At 33.9% G+C, this 17,237-nt stretch carries 18 protein-coding genes and 1 pseudogene; 10 read left to right on the forward strand and 9 right to left on the reverse strand.

Annotation, left to right across the window (positions count from 1 at the left end):
* A pseudogene (locus BUA03_RS03695) lies at positions 1 to 580 on the reverse strand (IS91 family transposase); the annotation flags it as partial.
* Positions 531 to 965 carry a transposase gene (locus tag BUA03_RS03700; RefSeq protein WP_072675707.1) on the reverse strand — a complete coding sequence of 145 codons (435 nt, stop codon included), beginning with the start codon at positions 963 to 965 and terminating at the stop codon, positions 531 to 533. The gene BUA03_RS03700 and the pseudogene BUA03_RS03695, both read right to left, overlap by 50 nt.
* Positions 966 to 1,135: 170 nt before the next feature.
* On the opposite strand from BUA03_RS03700, the gene BUA03_RS03705 reads away from it, so the two are divergent.
* Together BUA03_RS03705 and BUA03_RS03710 are read left to right on the forward strand one after the other, a co-directional pair.
* Complete coding sequence (locus tag BUA03_RS03705) at positions 1,136 to 1,366, forward strand: hypothetical protein (protein ID WP_066082045.1); 231 nt, start codon at positions 1,136 to 1,138, stop codon at positions 1,364 to 1,366.
* Positions 1,356 to 1,703: a type II toxin-antitoxin system PemK/MazF family toxin gene (locus BUA03_RS03710; protein ID WP_066082043.1), complete on the forward strand. Its 348-nt coding sequence runs from the start codon at positions 1,356 to 1,358 to the stop codon at positions 1,701 to 1,703. The genes BUA03_RS03705 and BUA03_RS03710 overlap by 11 nt, the downstream gene beginning before the upstream one ends.
* A 162-nt stretch (positions 1,704 to 1,865) precedes the next feature.
* Here BUA03_RS03710 and BUA03_RS16840 read toward each other — a convergent pair whose 3' ends face one another.
* Positions 1,866 to 2,201, reverse strand: a complete 336-nt coding sequence (locus BUA03_RS16840) for a transposase (protein ID WP_317041091.1) — start codon at positions 2,199 to 2,201, stop codon at positions 1,866 to 1,868.
* Positions 2,202 to 2,233: 32 nt separating this feature from the next.
* Positions 2,234 to 2,617, reverse strand: coding sequence for a transposase (locus tag BUA03_RS16845; protein WP_072675709.1), 384 nt, complete (start codon positions 2,615 to 2,617; stop codon positions 2,234 to 2,236).
* A 126-nt stretch (positions 2,618 to 2,743) separates the two neighbouring features.
* Here BUA03_RS16845 and BUA03_RS03725 point away from each other — a divergent pair, with 126 nt between their 5' ends.
* A complete protein-coding gene (locus tag BUA03_RS03725; protein WP_066078842.1) occupies positions 2,744 to 3,409 on the forward strand; it encodes a tetratricopeptide repeat protein in 666 nt (221 codons plus the stop codon).
* A gap of 181 nt (positions 3,410 to 3,590) precedes the next feature.
* Entirely contained in the window at positions 3,591 to 4,100 is a 510-nt protein-coding gene (locus tag BUA03_RS03730) for an Imm63 family immunity protein (RefSeq protein ID WP_066078838.1), read from the forward strand.
* Positions 4,101 to 4,291: 191 nt separating this feature from the next.
* On the opposite strand, the gene BUA03_RS16850 is transcribed toward BUA03_RS03730, so the two are convergent.
* Both BUA03_RS16850 and BUA03_RS16855 read right to left on the reverse strand, forming a co-directional pair.
* Positions 4,292 to 4,603: a transposase gene (locus BUA03_RS16850; RefSeq protein WP_082854304.1), complete on the reverse strand. Its 312-nt coding sequence runs from the start codon at positions 4,601 to 4,603 to the stop codon at positions 4,292 to 4,294.
* 32 nt (positions 4,604 to 4,635) lie between these two features.
* Positions 4,636 to 5,019 carry a transposase gene (locus BUA03_RS16855; protein ID WP_072675712.1) on the reverse strand — a complete coding sequence of 128 codons (384 nt, stop codon included), beginning with the start codon at positions 5,017 to 5,019 and terminating at the stop codon, positions 4,636 to 4,638.
* A 136-nt stretch (positions 5,020 to 5,155) separates the two neighbouring features.
* Here BUA03_RS16855 and BUA03_RS03750 point away from each other — a divergent pair, with 136 nt between their 5' ends.
* The 6 genes from BUA03_RS03750 (at position 5,156) to BUA03_RS03775 (ending at position 12,455) form a co-directional block, all read left to right on the forward strand.
* Positions 5,156 to 6,673, forward strand: coding sequence for an ArnT family glycosyltransferase (locus BUA03_RS03750; RefSeq protein WP_082854303.1), 1,518 nt, complete (start codon positions 5,156 to 5,158; stop codon positions 6,671 to 6,673).
* A 368-nt stretch (positions 6,674 to 7,041) separates the two neighbouring features.
* Complete coding sequence (locus BUA03_RS03755; protein WP_066078830.1) at positions 7,042 to 7,890, forward strand: helix-turn-helix transcriptional regulator; 849 nt, start codon at positions 7,042 to 7,044, stop codon at positions 7,888 to 7,890.
* 59 nt (positions 7,891 to 7,949) lie between these two features.
* Positions 7,950 to 9,527, forward strand: coding sequence for a S41 family peptidase (locus tag BUA03_RS03760; RefSeq protein WP_066078827.1), 1,578 nt, complete (start codon positions 7,950 to 7,952; stop codon positions 9,525 to 9,527).
* 164 nt (positions 9,528 to 9,691) lie between these two features.
* Positions 9,692 to 10,615, forward strand: a complete 924-nt coding sequence (locus BUA03_RS03765) for a pepsin/retropepsin-like aspartic protease family protein (protein WP_066078826.1) — start codon at positions 9,692 to 9,694, stop codon at positions 10,613 to 10,615.
* A 230-nt stretch (positions 10,616 to 10,845) separates the two neighbouring features.
* Positions 10,846 to 11,430 (forward strand): fasciclin domain-containing protein, encoded by a 585-nt coding sequence (locus BUA03_RS03770; RefSeq protein ID WP_066078823.1) that lies wholly within the window; start codon positions 10,846 to 10,848, stop codon positions 11,428 to 11,430.
* A gap of 353 nt (positions 11,431 to 11,783) precedes the next feature.
* A complete protein-coding gene (locus BUA03_RS03775; protein WP_066078820.1) occupies positions 11,784 to 12,455 on the forward strand; it encodes a hypothetical protein in 672 nt (223 codons plus the stop codon).
* A 652-nt stretch (positions 12,456 to 13,107) separates the two neighbouring features.
* On the opposite strand, the gene BUA03_RS03780 is transcribed toward BUA03_RS03775, so the two are convergent.
* The 3 genes from BUA03_RS03780 to BUA03_RS03790 are packed head-to-tail and all read right to left on the reverse strand — an operon-like array spanning position 13,108 to position 17,153.
* A complete protein-coding gene (locus BUA03_RS03780; protein WP_066078817.1) occupies positions 13,108 to 14,691 on the reverse strand; it encodes an MFS transporter in 1,584 nt (527 codons plus the stop codon).
* Positions 14,692 to 14,694: 3 nt separating this feature from the next.
* Positions 14,695 to 15,747: an HlyD family secretion protein gene (locus BUA03_RS03785; protein ID WP_066078814.1), complete on the reverse strand. Its 1,053-nt coding sequence runs from the start codon at positions 15,745 to 15,747 to the stop codon at positions 14,695 to 14,697.
* Between the two features lie 35 nt (positions 15,748 to 15,782).
* The gene (locus BUA03_RS03790; RefSeq protein ID WP_082854302.1) at positions 15,783 to 17,153 is read right to left on the reverse strand and encodes a TolC family protein; all 1,371 of its coding nucleotides are present in this window, start codon (positions 17,151 to 17,153) and stop codon (positions 15,783 to 15,785) included.
* Between the last annotated feature and the right edge of the window lie 84 nt (positions 17,154 to 17,237).

Here is a 17,237-nt window from a genome sequence, read left to right on the forward strand (position 1 = left end):
AAGGGCATTTGGGGAGAAAAGGCTTCTTCTCTACTTTTTCTAATACTTTTACTTGTAGCTTTTCTTGTAAAACCTTTAATTTTCCCCTTTTCCAAAGCCTGTCCCGTTTTTGCGGGATGCTACTCAAAAAGCCATAATGGCGTATTTTTACAAAACGTTTGGGCAAAATATGCAACGCAAACCTTCGGATAAATTCCTCGTGCGTGAGCGTCATTTGTTTCTTGAACCCGTTTTGACGGTAATCTTTGTAGGTAAAAGTTACGTTTTGATTGTCGATGCTTTGAATGCGGTTGTTGCTAATGGCTATTTTATGGGTATATCTACCCAAATATTCAAGTACTGATTTCGGACTCCCAAAAGGCTTTTTAGCAAACACTACCCACTGTTTCTCCCACAATTGTTTCTTGACTTTAGTGTAATTGTCAGAACTTCTCTCTTTTAGTTTCTCGCACTATTTTGCCCTGAAAACTTTAGACAACGCCTTGACTGGAAACAAAAATTTGCCATCGCCTCGTATGTTTTGCCAATTGTTATTTTTGTCCACGCCGCCGCCAGGCACAATACAATGCAAGTGTGGATGCCTCTTTTAAAAAAGAAACAAAGAGTTTGAATAGTTTTCTTAGCCCTGCGGGGTTTTGCTTTCTAAAATCAGAAATGCTATGATAATTGGGGCAAATAGCCTCTAAGAGCCATCGTAATTCAATATTGCGAATGCACTCTTTTTCTAACTTTCTTGAGCTTCTAAGGCCATTTAGGTACCCATATAAATAGATTTTAAGAAACAGCTTAGTATCAAAACTGGGACGCCCTTCGGATTTTATAGTTTGTACCGTAAAACCAAGTGCTTCGAGGGAGATGTGCTCTACAAAGGCTTCAATAAAACGCACGGGATTATCTGAGGCGATTTTATCTTCTAAACTGCTTATTTGTAACTGTTGACGCGATATTCCAGATATATGTTGCATCTTTAAATGTACAAATTTTCTCGCTTATATCCAAAATAAAATATTATATTTGATACCAATAAAACGGTAGTTTTTTCACAGACTGGCGTTGTGCGACATGCAAAAAAAAATCATACTAAATAACTTTATATTAAAAAAAGATATACCTTTGTGATATCAAATTAAAACATATGAAAACAGTATCACTTAAAATAGATGATTCAATATTCGGAGAAACTGAAAAAATTCTTTCAAGAATCAGTATTCCTAGAAATAGATATATCAACGAAGCAATTGAATATTATAATAAAGTACAGAAAAGACAAATTTTAGAAAAAAGACTTAAAGCCGAATCCGAATTAGTCAAAAAAGATTCAATGAACATTTTAAAAGAATTTGAAAAAATTGACTATGCAGATTAATCAATACGAAATTTGGATTGCTGACTTGAATCCACAAATAGGAACTGAGGCAGGTAAATCTAGGCCTGTTCTAATTGTTCAAACAAATTTGCTGAATAAAATATCGCATCCCTCAACAATCGTTTGTCCAATAACTACAAACGTTGAAGATGATTCTGATATTTTAAGAGTTCATATTAAAAAGGGAATGGCAAATTTACACGAAGATTGCGACATAATGATTGATCAAATTCGAGCAATCGACAACAAAAGATTATTTAAAAAAGTTGGAAAATTGCCAACCGATTTAATTGAAAAAATAAAAGAAAATATTGCGATTATCATGGACCTAGATTAAGCACGATCGCACAACAGCGGTTTGCAAAAATGGCGAAGTATGTGGTAAATTCACGTTTACGTTTCGCAAGAAATTTTATTTTTTACGGAAAATAATCGGTTACGAAGTTCGCAACCTCGCCAAGCGACAAGACGTCAGGCTGTGAATTTACCCCACTTTCTCTCAAATTAACTCAATAACTTCTTTCCTATTCGCACAAAACTCGCTTGTAAGCGAGTCGGTTTTTAGAGATAGAAATAAATGTCTGATATTTTTGAACTCGCATAAGAGCTTAAAAAAGATCGCTTTGATTACGGCACACCCTCTTGGTGGGTAGTTGTAATTCCATTTCTGGATTTTATCAATTATATCGGGAATTCCCAGAATATTCATTGTGCGTTTGATGTTGTACACTAACATGATCAAACTGTGTTCGCCATTTACTTTTTCGAGTCCCGTTAAATTCGTGTGATTGTAGCCCCGTTGGCGTTTAATAGTTCCAAAGATGTGTTCGTTAATTTATTCAGTCTTTTTTATTGTTTTTTTTGTCTTCATGATTTCCGCTTCGCTCCAATTCTTGTCGTTTTCGGTATAACTGCGGGGTTTTGCTTTCTAAAATCGGAAATGCTATGATAATTTGGGCAAATAGCCTCTAAGAGCCATTGTAATTCAATATTGCGAATGCACTCTTTTTCTAACTTTCTTGAGCTTCTAAGGCCATTTAGGTACCCATATAAATAGATTTTAAGAAACAGCTTAGTGTCAAAACTGGAATGCCCTTCGGATTTTATAGTTTGTACCGTAAAACCAAGTGCTTCGAGGGAGATGTGCTCTACAAAGGCTTCAATAAAACGCACGGGATTATCTGAGGCGATTTTATCTTCTAAACTACTTATTTGTAACTGTTTACGCGATATTCCAGATATATGTTGCATCTTTAAATGTACAAATTTTCTCGCTTATATCCAAAATAAAATATTATATTTGACGCCAATAAAACGGACGTTTTTTCACAGACTGACGTTATAATCCATTTTTGAAAATCGTATAAATAAAAAACAATGATTAAAAATCTAATAAAGAATACAATTTTATTTTCGGCAATTATGTTACTTAATTGTTCATCTAAACAAGATTGTCCCGAAGGTATTAATTTGCTTCCGATGTATGGCGAGGTAGAAAAATGTGCTGAACAAATCAAAAGTGATAATGAATTTATTTCTGATTGCGATAAACAATTTAAAAGCAGAACAGAAGCCGCAGAAAAATACGTTGAAAAGGCTTGGGGATATTTTTATAATAATGAACCTGAAACGTCAATGAAAAGATTTAATCAAGCTTGGTTATTAGATAAAGACAATGCTGAAATTTATTGGGGATTTGGAAATCTTGTGGGAATGAAACACGAATTAAAGCAGTCAATTTCTCTATTTGAAAAATCAATAAAGATAAATCCTAATAATCCAAAAGTTTATGAAAGTGTAGCTACAAGTTATGGACAATTATTTTTCGAAACCAAAAAAATTGAATACCTAGATCTAACAATCAAAAATTTAAAAAAATCACTAAAATTAGATCCGAAGAACGCTAAAAATTATGGTTCATTAACAAGCGCATATGCGTATTTGACTCAAAAAGATAGTCTGAAAAAATATCTCGAAATTACTGACAAATTAGACCCGAATATGATAAGTCCAGAAGTAAGAAAAATTGCAGCACAAAAGTAAAACGGCTTATAACCGTCGTTTGGCAATATGGCGGGATTAGGCTTAATTTGAAGATTGTTTTGTATTTGGAAAATTAGTTATTAACCGAAATATTTCGCTTCCTCAATCCGCCACATCTCCAAGCGACCAAACGTTATAGGGCATTTTAAAGACGAGACAACAAACAAACGAGACAACTGAAATGATAAAATATTCACTTGACGACATAAAGAAAATAGTTGTGGAATTGGCTTTAAAAATTGATGCACCGCCAAATTTACTACCGAGTTACGGACAGCAAACTTGGGACGCACATCCTTACATTGAAGTCGACAACTTGGGATTTATGTTTTATATAATCTCAGAGCGTGGACAAGAATATCAAAGGAAAATAACGGAAAAAATTGACGACTTACTTTATTGGATTTTTGCGAATGTGACTTTTTCAATGGCTTCCGACTTTGAATTAAAAAACAGAATTGAAGACAGGGATTGTAGGAGAATAATGTTTGACAAGCAAGAAGAATTACTTGGACTACTTAGCGACAATTGGAGACAAAAAGAAAATGCCGAACATAAGAGTATTTTAAAGAATCATCCGTTTGACGACTTCGCAGGCATTAGAGCAACCTACTTCGGACAACTTAGACAGCAAGGACTTTCAGAAACTGAAATTAGTAAATTGGCTTATGAAAAATATCCTGAATACTGAAAGAAAAACGCCCTATAACAGCACCTACAAAAAATTGGCAGTTCAGTGGTTAAATGAAGTTTTGTGCTTCGTATCAAGCTTTGTGCTGGTAGACAGTTCAGTGCTTCGAAACCTTCAACTTCTTGTAGCAGCAAAACGTCAGGCTGTGAATTTACCCCACTTTTGCTCAAATTAACTCAATAACTCCTTTCCTATTCGCACAAAACTCGCTTGTAAGCGACTCGGTTTTTTGAAGATAGAAATAATTGTTTGATATTTTTGAACTCGCATGAGAGCTTAAAAAAGGTCGCTTTGATTACGGCACACCCTTTTGGTAGGTAGTTGTAATTCCATTTCTGGATTTTATCAATTACATCGGGAATTCCCAGAATATTCATTGTGCGTTTGATGTTGTACACTAACATGATCAAACTGTGTTCGCCATTTACTTTTTCGAGTCCTGTTAAATTGGTATGATTATAACCCCATTGCCTCTTGATGGTACCAAAAATGTGTTCGTTAATTTATTCAGTCTTTTTTATTGTTTTTTTTGTCTTCATGATTTCCGCTTCGCTCCAGTTCTTGCCGTGCGCGGTATAACTGCAGGGTTTTGCTTTCTAAAATCAGAAATGCTATGATAATTTGGGCAAATAGCCTCTAAGAGCCATTGTAATTCAATATTGTGAATGCACTCTTTTTCTAACTTTCTTGAGCTTCTAAGGCCGTTTAAGTATCCGTATAAATAGATTTTAAGAAACAGCTTAGTGTCAAAACTGGGACGCCCTTCGGATTTTATAGTTTGTACCGTAAAACCATGTGTTTCGAGGGAGATGTGCTCTACAAAGGCTTCAATAAAACGCACAAGATTATCTGAGGCGATTTTATCTTCTAAACTGCTTATTTGTAACTGTTGACGCAATGTTCCGGAGCTATGATGCACATTTAAATGTACAAATTTTCTCGCTTATATCCAAAATAAATATTATATTTGATACCAATAAAACGGTAGTTTTTTCACAGACTGACGTTAGCGATAATGCCCAGGCTGACACAACAGCAGCAGATAAAAAAACAAAATGAGTAAACAGACCAAACTAATAATTCTTTTTTTTTGCATTGTGAAATTGACACTTCACTTAATTGCAGACAGTCATTCGGGTTTTCAGGGAGATGAATTATTACATATAGAAACAGGTAAACATTTGGCATTCGGATATATGGAATTCCCACCGTTAATTGCGCTTTTTGCCTTTATTCAAAACCTTTTTGGGAGTAATTCAGTTTATATTCATCATCTCTTTCCACATATTGCAAGTATTATAATCATAATTTATGTAGCAAAAACAATAATAGAATTAGGCGGAAAAAATAAAGCAATCTTTTTAGCTCTTTTTTGTATCATTATCGCACCAAGTTTTGGTCGTTCTCAACAACTTTTCCAACCCGTAGTATTTAGTCAGTTGTTTTGGGTATTGAGTTTTTATCAACTAACAAAGTTTGTAAAATATCTTGACAAAAGAAGCTTATGGTACTTAACCGCATTTGTTGTTTTAGGCTGTACTGCAAAATATGACGCATTGTTTTTTATATCCGGCTTATTTGCATTACTGCTTTATAAACGAACACGTCAAGCACTACTGCAACAACAGTTTTGGAAAAATATAATCGTTGTTATTCTGCTATTACTTCCGAATTTGATATGGCAATACGCAAACAACTTTCCTGTGTTGCAAATGTTTAACCGTCTTTACGAAACACAATTAGACAAGATTTCACGTATAGAATCTTTAGGTCAATTGTTGATGGGGATAAATCCTCTGGTATCATTACTAATTATTCTACCAGCATTCATCTATCTTTTAAAAAACAATAAATCAATCAACAGACCATTAGCAGTTTCTATACTTTTGTCTGTTCTTTTTCTTTCTTTTAAAAATGGAAAATCGTATTATTTCTACCCAATAGTTTTGACAATTATACCTTTTGGAGCACTATTTTGGGAACAAATTGTCTTAGAAAAAAAAAAGTGGGTAATTTATCCAATTACTACATTATTATTATTGGGTGCGGTTTTAATCCCTTTTGGAATGCCTGTTTATTCTTTCAATCGCTATCTCACAAAAATTTATCCATTTGAAAAGAAAGAAATTGAAGGTGGAAAATATGCCATAAAGTACGATGAATATTATACAAAACAAAAATGGCAAACAACGATGCAGGAATTGAAATTAGTTTACGACAGTTTACCATTAGAGGAGAGAAACATTTGTATGATTTGGGGTAAACATTATGGACAAGCAGGAGCAGTAAATTTGTTAGGTGTTAAATATAATTTACCAAAAGCATTTTCTTATCACGGCAGTTTCTACAGTTGGACACCAAAAGGACAAATGCCGAATACAATTATTGCCTTGAGCTATCGTGTTGGCGACTTTTTTAGTGCTTATTTTGACGAAGTGAAATTAGTAAGAATAATTTACAACCCTTATGCTAACAATGAAGAGGAACTCTACCAAAGAATTTATATTTGCAAAAAGCCAAAACAAGACTTTGATAAAATGAAAGAACTATTTAAGATAAGAATATTTGAGTAAACAATGGCACTACCGCTAACAGATAATGGTTCGTTGGGCTTGAAAAGCCAACAATGAACCCGCGGTTGAACTGCCTGTCCCGCTTTTACGGGAGAACCGGTTGAGACTTCGCTAACACTATGGAGTTTTCGAAAAATTATCAGAAGGATTGTCAAAAGGCAAGAACGCCTCTTTTTTTTGTAATGCAATGAAAGTGGTTTGGGTCGTAATTTCCTTCACTATTACGTATTCGATAAAGCGACTCTATTTACCAAATCCTTACTGCGTTTTGAAAACTTTGGCAGTTTTTAGTCTCATCGCTATTAAATTAACTTTAGTGATCCATAAATTTTGCGCAGGGCGACACATTTAACAACTTAAAGCAACAAATGAAATCCATAATTATCAAGCCTGAAAATGATTTACTAAAAAAATATGTGCAATATTTTCTGTTTTTTAAAAAGATGGATAGTACCCCTTTGAATTACACTACTTTTCCTAACAATAATTTGTGCCTTACCATTTACAAGCAAAACACTATTGATTACGTAAACCATTCAAAAGCAAATAATTGCAGTATCAATCAAGGAGATAAAAACTTTGTCAGTCGACTTTATGCATTCCATAAAATGCCTTTTCAGGTTGATATTAATTCTTGTCTTGACCAGGTTTGCATTGTATTTTATCCCGCTGCTTTACGAACATTCACTAATGAATCGTATAGTGATTTAATGAATTCTGATTCTGTTTTTGAAGCCATTTTTTCCACCAAAAAAGCTTTTCTGTTAGAACAAATTTTTGAGGAAGATAATTTTGTAAAAAGAAGTAAAAAGCTAGAATTATTGCTTTTAAACAATTTAAAAAATCAAATACCCGATAAACTGAAAGAAGGATTGCATTTTATTACAAACCATAACAAAGAAAATTTAAGCGTTGAAACACTTGCTGAAAAGCTTAAAATAAGTGATAGTTCATTATTCCGTTTGTTTAAAAATAATTTAGGGCAAAACCCAAAATCATACCTAAAAACAATCCGATTTAGAACGATTCTGGATGAAATTATGAATGGACAGTATTCTAATACTGAAGTAGATTACCTCAATCAATATTATGACCAAGCACACTTCATTCATGATTTCAAAACACATACAGGCTATTCTCCAAAAAGTTTAATCGACAAAGTTTCTGTGCAACAAAATGATTTGACTTGGATTTATAATAAAATGACTTGTGAATGATTTTTACAATTTTGGTCGCTAACTATTGATTTCATTTGTACTCTAAAAATTAAAGTAAAATGAAACAGTTTTTTGCCATTAGTCTAATTTGTCTATTAATTGCTTGCTCTAGTTCTAAGCAATCTATTTCTCCTTCAGAAAGCTTACCACAACTATCCTACCAACAGATGTTAGAAGATCACGATACGTTAGTCTCTAACATTAAGCAAACAAGCCCCATCATCTATTTCAATAAAGAAGTTAGAGGAATAGACTTTAATGAACATGCAACAAGCCTCAGAAAGCGAATCAACTCCAAGACCACCACACAACAATTCCTTCAAATAGTAAACAAAACACTGTTTGCGGGACAAGATGGACATACCAATATGTTAGATCCTTCTGGACTTGATGCCTTGAAAAAATATGCAATTCCATTAGGAGTTACAAGAGGCATAGATAGTACAGATGTAGAAAACAGTTATAAATATTACGATTATTTAAAAAAAGAAGTGTACACAAAATTAGATTTGAATCTGATTTATACCAATGGGGAGTATTACAACTTATTGCCATTCTCTTATAAAGGAAAAAACTATCCTACCGCTATGAAACTGATCCGTTGTAACGGAGTTGAAATCCATCAATTTGTAAAGAGTCTTACCGAATCAGCTTCTCCGCTGCGTTGGGATCGATTAAACAACAAAACGTATAAAGAAGATTTTTACCGTTATACTGAAATCTATAAAAACAATACACTAAAACTTGTATTTCAAGATAAGGGTTTCGAAAATTACAAATTGAATATCGTAAAGAATGATACCGTACATTTTTTACAAAAAAAGAATTGGAAATACGGTTACAATGGACCAAAGGATACAGTGACAACACACTATTTTGAAAAACTAGGAATTTTTTATGCTAAACTGCCAAGGATGGAAGTACAATTAGGCGATACTATAAATCAACGTTTAGGAGCTGTCATAAACAAACACAAAGTAAATGCAGTTGTACTGGATATTCGAGGAAATGGCGGAGGATATGACCAAACGTATAATAACGCTTTAAAGTCGATCGTTAAGGATACATTGCGACAAAAATTGGTGTTGGGAATAAATTGGAGTCCGTACACGCGGATGTACTATGAATACAATCGTGATTCAATACAGAAAGAACCGCTATTTACCTTCAAAGTGGATGTTCCTATTTTAAGAGAACCTGAAATGTTTTTTATAAAAATAACGCAAGCTGCTATAATTCCTGACAGCACTAAATATCCTTTTGAAGGTAAAGTGTATATTTTACAAGATAAGTATATTTATTCGACCTCTAGTAATCTGTCCAATCTAGCAAAAAATAGTGAACAGCTAATTAGTATAGGAGAAACACCTGACTTAATAAGTGGTATGCAAAGAAGCCCATTTTTTATGATGTTACCCAATAGTAAAGCTATTTTTAGAGTTGAGCCGCAAATTGATTTTACAAACAACAAAACAGTAGAAGACACCTTTAAAAACAATGTAGAATACCCAATTCAATATTCTATTGATAATTTACATTTACGTACTACTACAAAAGAAAATGTATTTGGAAAAGAGTTTCTTTTAAAAAATGACCCCATGTTTAAAAAAGTATTAGAGTTAGAAAATTCAAAGTAAAGAAGTAGGAAATTAACAAATCCTAAAAAAGATTTAGCGAACGTGGATTGATCAATAAATTTCAGAACTAATGAATTACATTTAAAACTGGTACTTTTACTTGGATTTTTCCATTTTTAAAAAGTCATTTTTCCATTAAAATCATTTTATTAAACTCACTCAAAATGAAACAGTTAGTAATACTATTTGCTTGTATACTCTTCTCTATCTCTATTTTTGCTCAAAAATTAGAATTGAGTGACACTATTTCATTGACTATTAACGAGCATAATACCATTTTTATAAAAGCTATTTTCAACGAAAAAGATACTTTAAACTTAAATTTTGACACCGGAACAACCGAATTGATTTTAATAAATGATATTTTAAAGAATAAACTTAAATCTACAACGGAACTTTACAGCACATCCTACAATCTAAAAATTGGAAAAACAAATTACAAAACTAAAGTTTATGACGCCGAATTAGCAGGACACGGAACAGATGGGCGATTTGGCTGGGACTTTTTCAAAGGAAAAGTAGTCGAACTCAATTATGACAAGCATGCTATGATTATTCATTCTGAGTTGCCTAAATATGTACTATTAGATAACAAATTCACTAACCTAAAAATAGAGTTTTTTAAAGACTTGTTTTTAGTTTCTACTGAAATTAAGGAAAATGGAATTGCGAACAAGGCTCTTTTCCTCTTTGATACGGGTTTTGAAAGAACTGCAATGTTAGATACTAATTTATTAAAAGAAGGTAACTTTCCAACGAACAAGATGAAGGTTATAAAAAAGGTAATGATGAGAGGTGCACAAGGAAACGAAATTCCTGTTATTACTTCTAATTTAGAAATCTTAAAAATTGGAAAGTATAAACTTAAAAATATTCCAGTTCAAATAACAACTACCCAAAAGCCATTAAAAGATAAAAACGTCCATATTTTAGGTAACGAAATTTTGAAAAGATTTAATATATTCCTCGATTTTCAAAATAATGTCGTGTACATGAAACCAAATAAATTTTATAAAGACTACTACATCGACCAAAATAAAAAAGGAATTAAAAAATACCTTATTAGTTTTTTTGAATTAAAACAGTAAAGACAGCGCGTAATGTCCGGTTTATATCTCTGTCCAAATCGGTTATTATTCTACAGCAAATTATATCCATCAAGCCAGTTAGCCTCCAATCGCGTGAGCATATTAGAAAAGCGTAGTCAGCAAATCATTATTTTTATAATTCGTTTAAAATATTGTTAAAAATATTAAACAAATCATATTATTGTTTATCTTTGATTATCTTAATTTAATTTAAACTTAAAATATTGACTATGAAATTAGTAAAAACAATTAGTGCATTTGTGTTATTAGGAGTAATCACTACTTCTTGTGGAGAGAAAAAACAAACAGAATCAACAGACATGACTGATTCAACAGCAGTAGCAATGGATAGTACAGTTGTAGTTGAAACTTCAAATATTGTTGAAGTAGCCTCTGGAAATGCAGATTTCTCAACACTTGTAGCAGCAGTAAAGGCAGCAGGATTAGTTGAAACGTTAAGTGGAGAAGGTCCTTTCACTGTTTTTGCACCAAACAACGCTGCATTTGATAAACTTCCTGCGGGAACTGTAGATGGTTTATTGAAACCAGAAAGTGTTGATAAACTGAAAGCAGTTTTGACGTACCACGTAGTTTCAGGTAAATTTGATGCTGCAACAGTAATTGATGCAATAAACAAAAACAACGGAAAATACACTGTTACCACTGTTCAAGGAGGTACCATCGTTTTAAGTTTGAAAGACGGTAATGTAATGTTAACGGATGCAAACGGCGGAACAGCAACAGTTGTTCTAGCTGATGTAGCTGCTTCTAATGGAGTAATTCATGCCATCGATACTGTAGTAATGCCTAAATAAGGTTTTAAACATTTAATTTAGAAACCGTTGTAGCAATACAACGGTTTTTTTTTGCAAAATCACTACCAGCCCCCTTCGCTGTTTCTACAAGAGACGGCTTCTTATACTATCTTTGGCATTCCATCTCCTGACATTTAAAAAAATATATTCAAATGCGAGGGTAATAATCGGCAAAAAGATCATTCTCTATTTGGCGCTAGTACCTGCGCTATTTTTGAAAACATTTCGTTTTTAATTAAAGAAAACTGGGACCTTCTATTTCTAATTAATAAATTGAAAAAAAATAACGTAGATACTCTTCAGTAAAAATATTATTTTGATGACTTAATACATTTGATTTAAAAACACCTGTTATGAAATTCCCTCCTTTTCTACTTCTTATTTCGGTATTGCTTTTGAATTGTGAAAACAAAGACAACCAAGCGCCAAAAAGACCAGTTGCAAAAAAGACGGACACTTTGCACAATATAGAAGAAAGCAATCAAAAGAAAACCGATAGTGTGAACACCATACAAACACAACAGCCGCACCAACTCATTCTTACGTCCAATGCTTTACAAGCAATAAATAAAACGACGGGTTCCACTTCGGAAATACCATTTGGAAAACCCTTTGATGAAATGAATAAAATTGTAACTACTATATTACAATCAAAACCAATGGTTGTTGGCATTAATGCAGAGTGTGGCGCTGGACCGCTAAAAATGGCATCATGGAATAATGGATTGACGCTGGTGTTTCAGAAAAAAGAAGTACAATCAGTGGAAACAGAAAGCCGCTGGGAATTTGCGGGTTGGTACGTAAGCCTCAACTCAGGAAATACAACAAAGATTACTACAATGGCTGGAATCGGTATTGGATCAACAAGAGGCGAAATGGAAAGCGCTTATGTGATCATCGTAAAGAAATCCAGCTTGGGGTATGAATTCTCAACGACATCTGGCTTATTCGGAATTTTTGACGGAATGGGGAAACAGGCAAAAATCACAAATATTTGGAGCGGTGTTAGTTGTAATTTTAGATAAGTTAAAAAAAGTCGTTAAACGTTTTTGCTACAGAAATAAAATTCAGAAAAAATAGCGCAACCAATAGGCTTAAATTGAAAGCTATTCTTTTTTTGTCGATTTATTTTAACGCTTTTAAGAGCGATCACATTGATTGATACAGCAGCTAAAATCGTTTTTTTTTACTAAACTATGAGCAGGCAAAGCCAGAGTTTTGGCATAATTTGGAAAAAAAATGTAGGCAATACATTAAAATCAACTCTTTATTTCGATTGTTAAAATTGAGAATGATGTTTAGAAATGATTAGCAAAATAAATCAATACAAACCGAAAGTCCATTGTTTTGGTTCAGTACATTAAAAATGTAAGTATCTGGAGAGAAAGTTTTTAGCACAGATTAATCAAATTTAATACTTAGGAGCTCCAACCTAAGGGCAAAACTCGAACAAACGATTTAATCTGAGGTAAGACGCAGACCTATGGAACCTACTGCGAAAGATACTGCAGGGCAAAATTCGAAAGCTATTTGAAACCAATGTAGATTTTTTATTGTATCTAGGTCAAATAATTACATTTCAAACCACAGATCGTAGAGAAATACAGCTTTCCTTTTGTTTTTGTTCCGCTTGTTTTTTTTTCTCTTTCCAAAGTAAAAAAAATAAAAAAAATAATTTTAATTTCCCCATATCCTATTTTTGAAAATATCAACTGTTTGTTTAATGTGCTGGTTTGTAACCAATAGGATAACGATAACAAACATGGCATACCCTACGATGGTAAAGATTTCCATATTAGACAATAAAACCGATTGTTTGGCCACGGAACTTGCGATTTTTTTTAGCGCTAATTGAGCAGCATTATCCTCCGTATACCCTTTGGCAATAAAACTTTCAGTTGCTTGTGCAATACGCACTTGAGTTTCCGCACTTTCAGGTGTTACGGATTGTATTAACTTTGAATAATGAGTGTGTTGCAGATAAACACCTGCATTTTGAATAAACGCAAAACCCATCATACTTCCCCAAAAACGTCCCGCTACGCCTACAATTCCAGCAAACGGAGCAAAATGAGTGGGCACCGCCGAGACAGTAAATAAGACTAACGGCACAAAAATAACTCCAACAGCCACTCCTTGTAAAACATAAGGAATTGCGATATCAGACAAGGTAGCATCGGGGACAAAAAGGAACGTAAACCACAAATGGAAAACAGCAAAAAGTAAAAATCCTATTATAAATATAAAACGTATGCTCAGTGCCTTTGCCAAAAACAGTCCCGCTAAAACCATTCCTATTACATTCCCTAATACATTTAAATAGTGCACATGCGCCACTCTCGAAGGTTCCCAATTCCAAATTACAAACATTGTACTGTGACAAATATTCAAAGTCGATCGGGCGATATAAAAAAATACCGAAAGGACTAATCCGGTCCGTAAATTAGCATAGCGAAATACATTCAGATCAAAAGTAGGTCGCTTGAGCATCATTTGTCGAAAAATAAACAAACCTCCCGTGACTAATGAAAAAAGTAATGCTGAAATAATTTGGTGGGAATCAAACCAATATTTCTTTTCTCCATAAACAAAGAAAAATGCTCCTGATAAAATGGCCGTGAGTAAAAGAATAGAACTTGCCCAATCTACTTGATATAAAGGGATTTTTCTATGAAAACGATGTCCTTCAAAAGTTATCATAATTAAAGCCACACACAGCACTTGAAATAAAGCCGAACCATACGCCATATATTTCCAATCATAATTTTCCAGCAACCACACCGCAATATTCATGATGAAAGGTGAGGCAAGCATCAACGCACCATAATTAACGGTAAAGCCAATAATCACTGCATTTTTAGATTTAAACCTTGAAATTAAGAAATGTCGCAGCGGCACAACAGGCAATCCCATCAAAATACCTTCGGCTACTCTTAAGATGATAAACAGTGCGTAATTTTCAATATAAGCTGTCAAAATAAAGGTTAATGCTGCCAAACTGTAAATGGCTATAAAATACTTTTTAGTTGGGAAAAATTGAAATAGTCGGGTTTCAATTAGAATCGTAGTCAAAAAAGTTCCATAAGTCACACACATCGAAAATTGTAAATCTTCAATTTCCACATCTAGAAAACTAGCTGAATACGTCAAATTAGAAGTGTAAACGCCTAGTAAAACCATCGAGTGTGTCAAACAGATAAACAAAATCGCGATACTGGCCCAGTTGGGTACCCAGGATTTAAAAATGCTTTTATTTGACATTGGTTATTGGTGTTCTGCTACAACTATAACATTCATTCCTGCTCGAAGGAAAGCCGTTTGATCGGCTGGTCCTTGTAGTCTGATTCTAACAGGAATCCGTTGTTCAATTTTAATAAAATTTCCAGTGGCATTGTCCGGTGGTAACAGCGAGAAACGAGCGCCACTAGCGGGTGATATTGATTCAATAGTACCGATAAATTTTCGTCCGCTAATCGCGTCAGCTTTTAGCGTTACCTCTTGACCCATAGACAAGTATTGTATTTGGGTTTCCTTAAAATTAGCTGTAATCCATTTTTCCTTACTCACAATGGAGACTAAAACTTGTCCTTCTTTTAATAGTTGTCCGGGCTGAATCATTTTCTTTCCCACCCAGCCATCATAAGGAGCCGTAATCACCGTATAAGAAAGAAACAATGCAGCGTTATCCGCAGTGGCTTGTTTGGCTGTAATTACAGTTTGGGCCGTTGGGATTTTAGCAGATGCTTCGGTAGTATTTAACGTTGCCGATTGAATGGTATTGCTAATTTCTTGGTACTGGGCTTGAGCCGATTGATAGTCGGCTTTAACTTTTTCGACTTGTTGATTCGTAGTTGCTTCCTGTTTTAATAAAGATTGATAGCGGTTGTATTCTAGTTTTGTTTGCCACACTTTACTTTTTGCAGCCTCGAGCTGCGATCGTCTTACTAGAATAGCATTAGAAGTGGTCGCTACATTTTTTTCTATCACATTGACATTGGCTTTAGCATTTTCGACCTCAGCCAAAGCACTATTTAAATGCGATTTATATTCCCTATTATCTAGTACAATTAGCGTGTCTCCCTGGTATACAAACTGATTTTCATTGTACCGAACTTCCTGAACATAACCCGTTATTCGAGTCAAAATAGGTGTCACATATTGATCTACCTGAGCATCATTCGTTTCTTCGTGATTTCGATTAAAAAAATAAAACCAAATCCCTAAAACAATTCCCATGACCACTAAAACAGTTGCAATCACTGTTATCAATTTACTAAATGATTTATGGGCTCTTGATGAATTTTCTATTTTTATCATATTCGCTTAGAACTAAAAATTATATTAATCTTAAATTAATTTTTGGAAAGAATTCCCGCAGTATGAAGCAATTCGTATTGTTTCATGAGCGCATCGATTCTGGTAGCTATTCTATTAAACTTGGCATGAAGTAAAGCGTTATCAGCATCCACCATTTCAGTAATTAAAACAAGTTGGTTGAGGTATTTTACTTTTACAATGCGATAATTCTCTTGGGCTAAATCCAATGCTTTCTTGGTCACCAGCAATTGCTCGCTTATTTCCTGATATTGGGTGTGCTGCTTAAATACTTTATCAGTCATCTCATTTTTAACCATTTCCGATTCATTTTGCTGCAATTCTAATTTTAGGTTAGCCACTTGAACGTGCACCTTATTTTTGTACAAACCTGACAAATCATACGTAGCTTCCACCCCTATTTGGCCTATGGTATATAAAAAAGGCATATCCAATCGAAACGCCATGTAATTAGGGTACCGTAAATTGTAATTTCCAAAAAATCCAATTTTAGGCAGATACTTTGCCTTGACCATTTTTAGCTCCGTCTTTTTGACCGCTACTTCCCCGCTCGCCATTTTCATTTCCTCATTTTGCATGGTCTTCTTAAAATAGAAATCATAATCCTTCATCGCATCTCTATCAAATAGGCCTGTTGTATCTATTGTAATATTGGATTCCTCCGGCAATTGCAATACGGTTTTCAGCTCTTGAAGTGCAATCGTGCTATTTTTTTTGTTCGTCAAAGCACTCAGTTCCCGATCTGAAAGTTGTAATTCCGCACGCAAGACTTCATTTTTAGTCACTGTTCCAAACGCCTTAAATGCTTTTACCTCTTTTAATCGCTCTACTTCTTCTTTAATGCTTTCTTCAATAATTTTTTGAAGTTCCATCATTTTGTAAATACCCAAAAAAGTAGCCGCAACCTCTAGACGCACATCATTCTCCGCCTTCTCTACGTTGATTTCTGCAATTTCACTTTGTTGTCTTGATTTTTTTATCGCATTGTTGATGCCATTTGCCTCGTAAATAGGCATGCGGAAGTTTGAAACGGCATCGTAGATCAAATTACCTGGCAGTGGCGCAATCGTTTCTTTTTGGCTAAAAAAACCACCACGATACTGTGTTAAATCTGATAATTGCGAATACATGGCATTAAAATGAACTTCGGGTAAACGAAGATTTTTAGCAGTTCTAATTTCTGTCTCCGTAATCTTTCTTTGGATTTGGGCTTTTCGAATGGTCCTGTTATTTTCGTTGGCAATTCGCATCGCTTCAGGTAAAGTGAGTGAAACGGACTGTTGGGCTTGTACTGCCATTGCGTATGGAAACAAGAGTAAGGTTAACCATACACTTTTTAAAAAATTAATCTTAGGTTGTTCTGGTAAAACCTGTTTTTTAAGAAACATAATAAAGATAAAATAATAGTACACAAAGGTCTTTAATTTTATTCATGTTGTAAAAACATCAAAAGTCAAATATGTATTCATATC

The organism is Flavobacterium fryxellicola (assembly GCF_900143245.1).
GTDB lineage: Bacteria > Bacteroidota > Bacteroidia > Flavobacteriales > Flavobacteriaceae > Flavobacterium > Flavobacterium fryxellicola.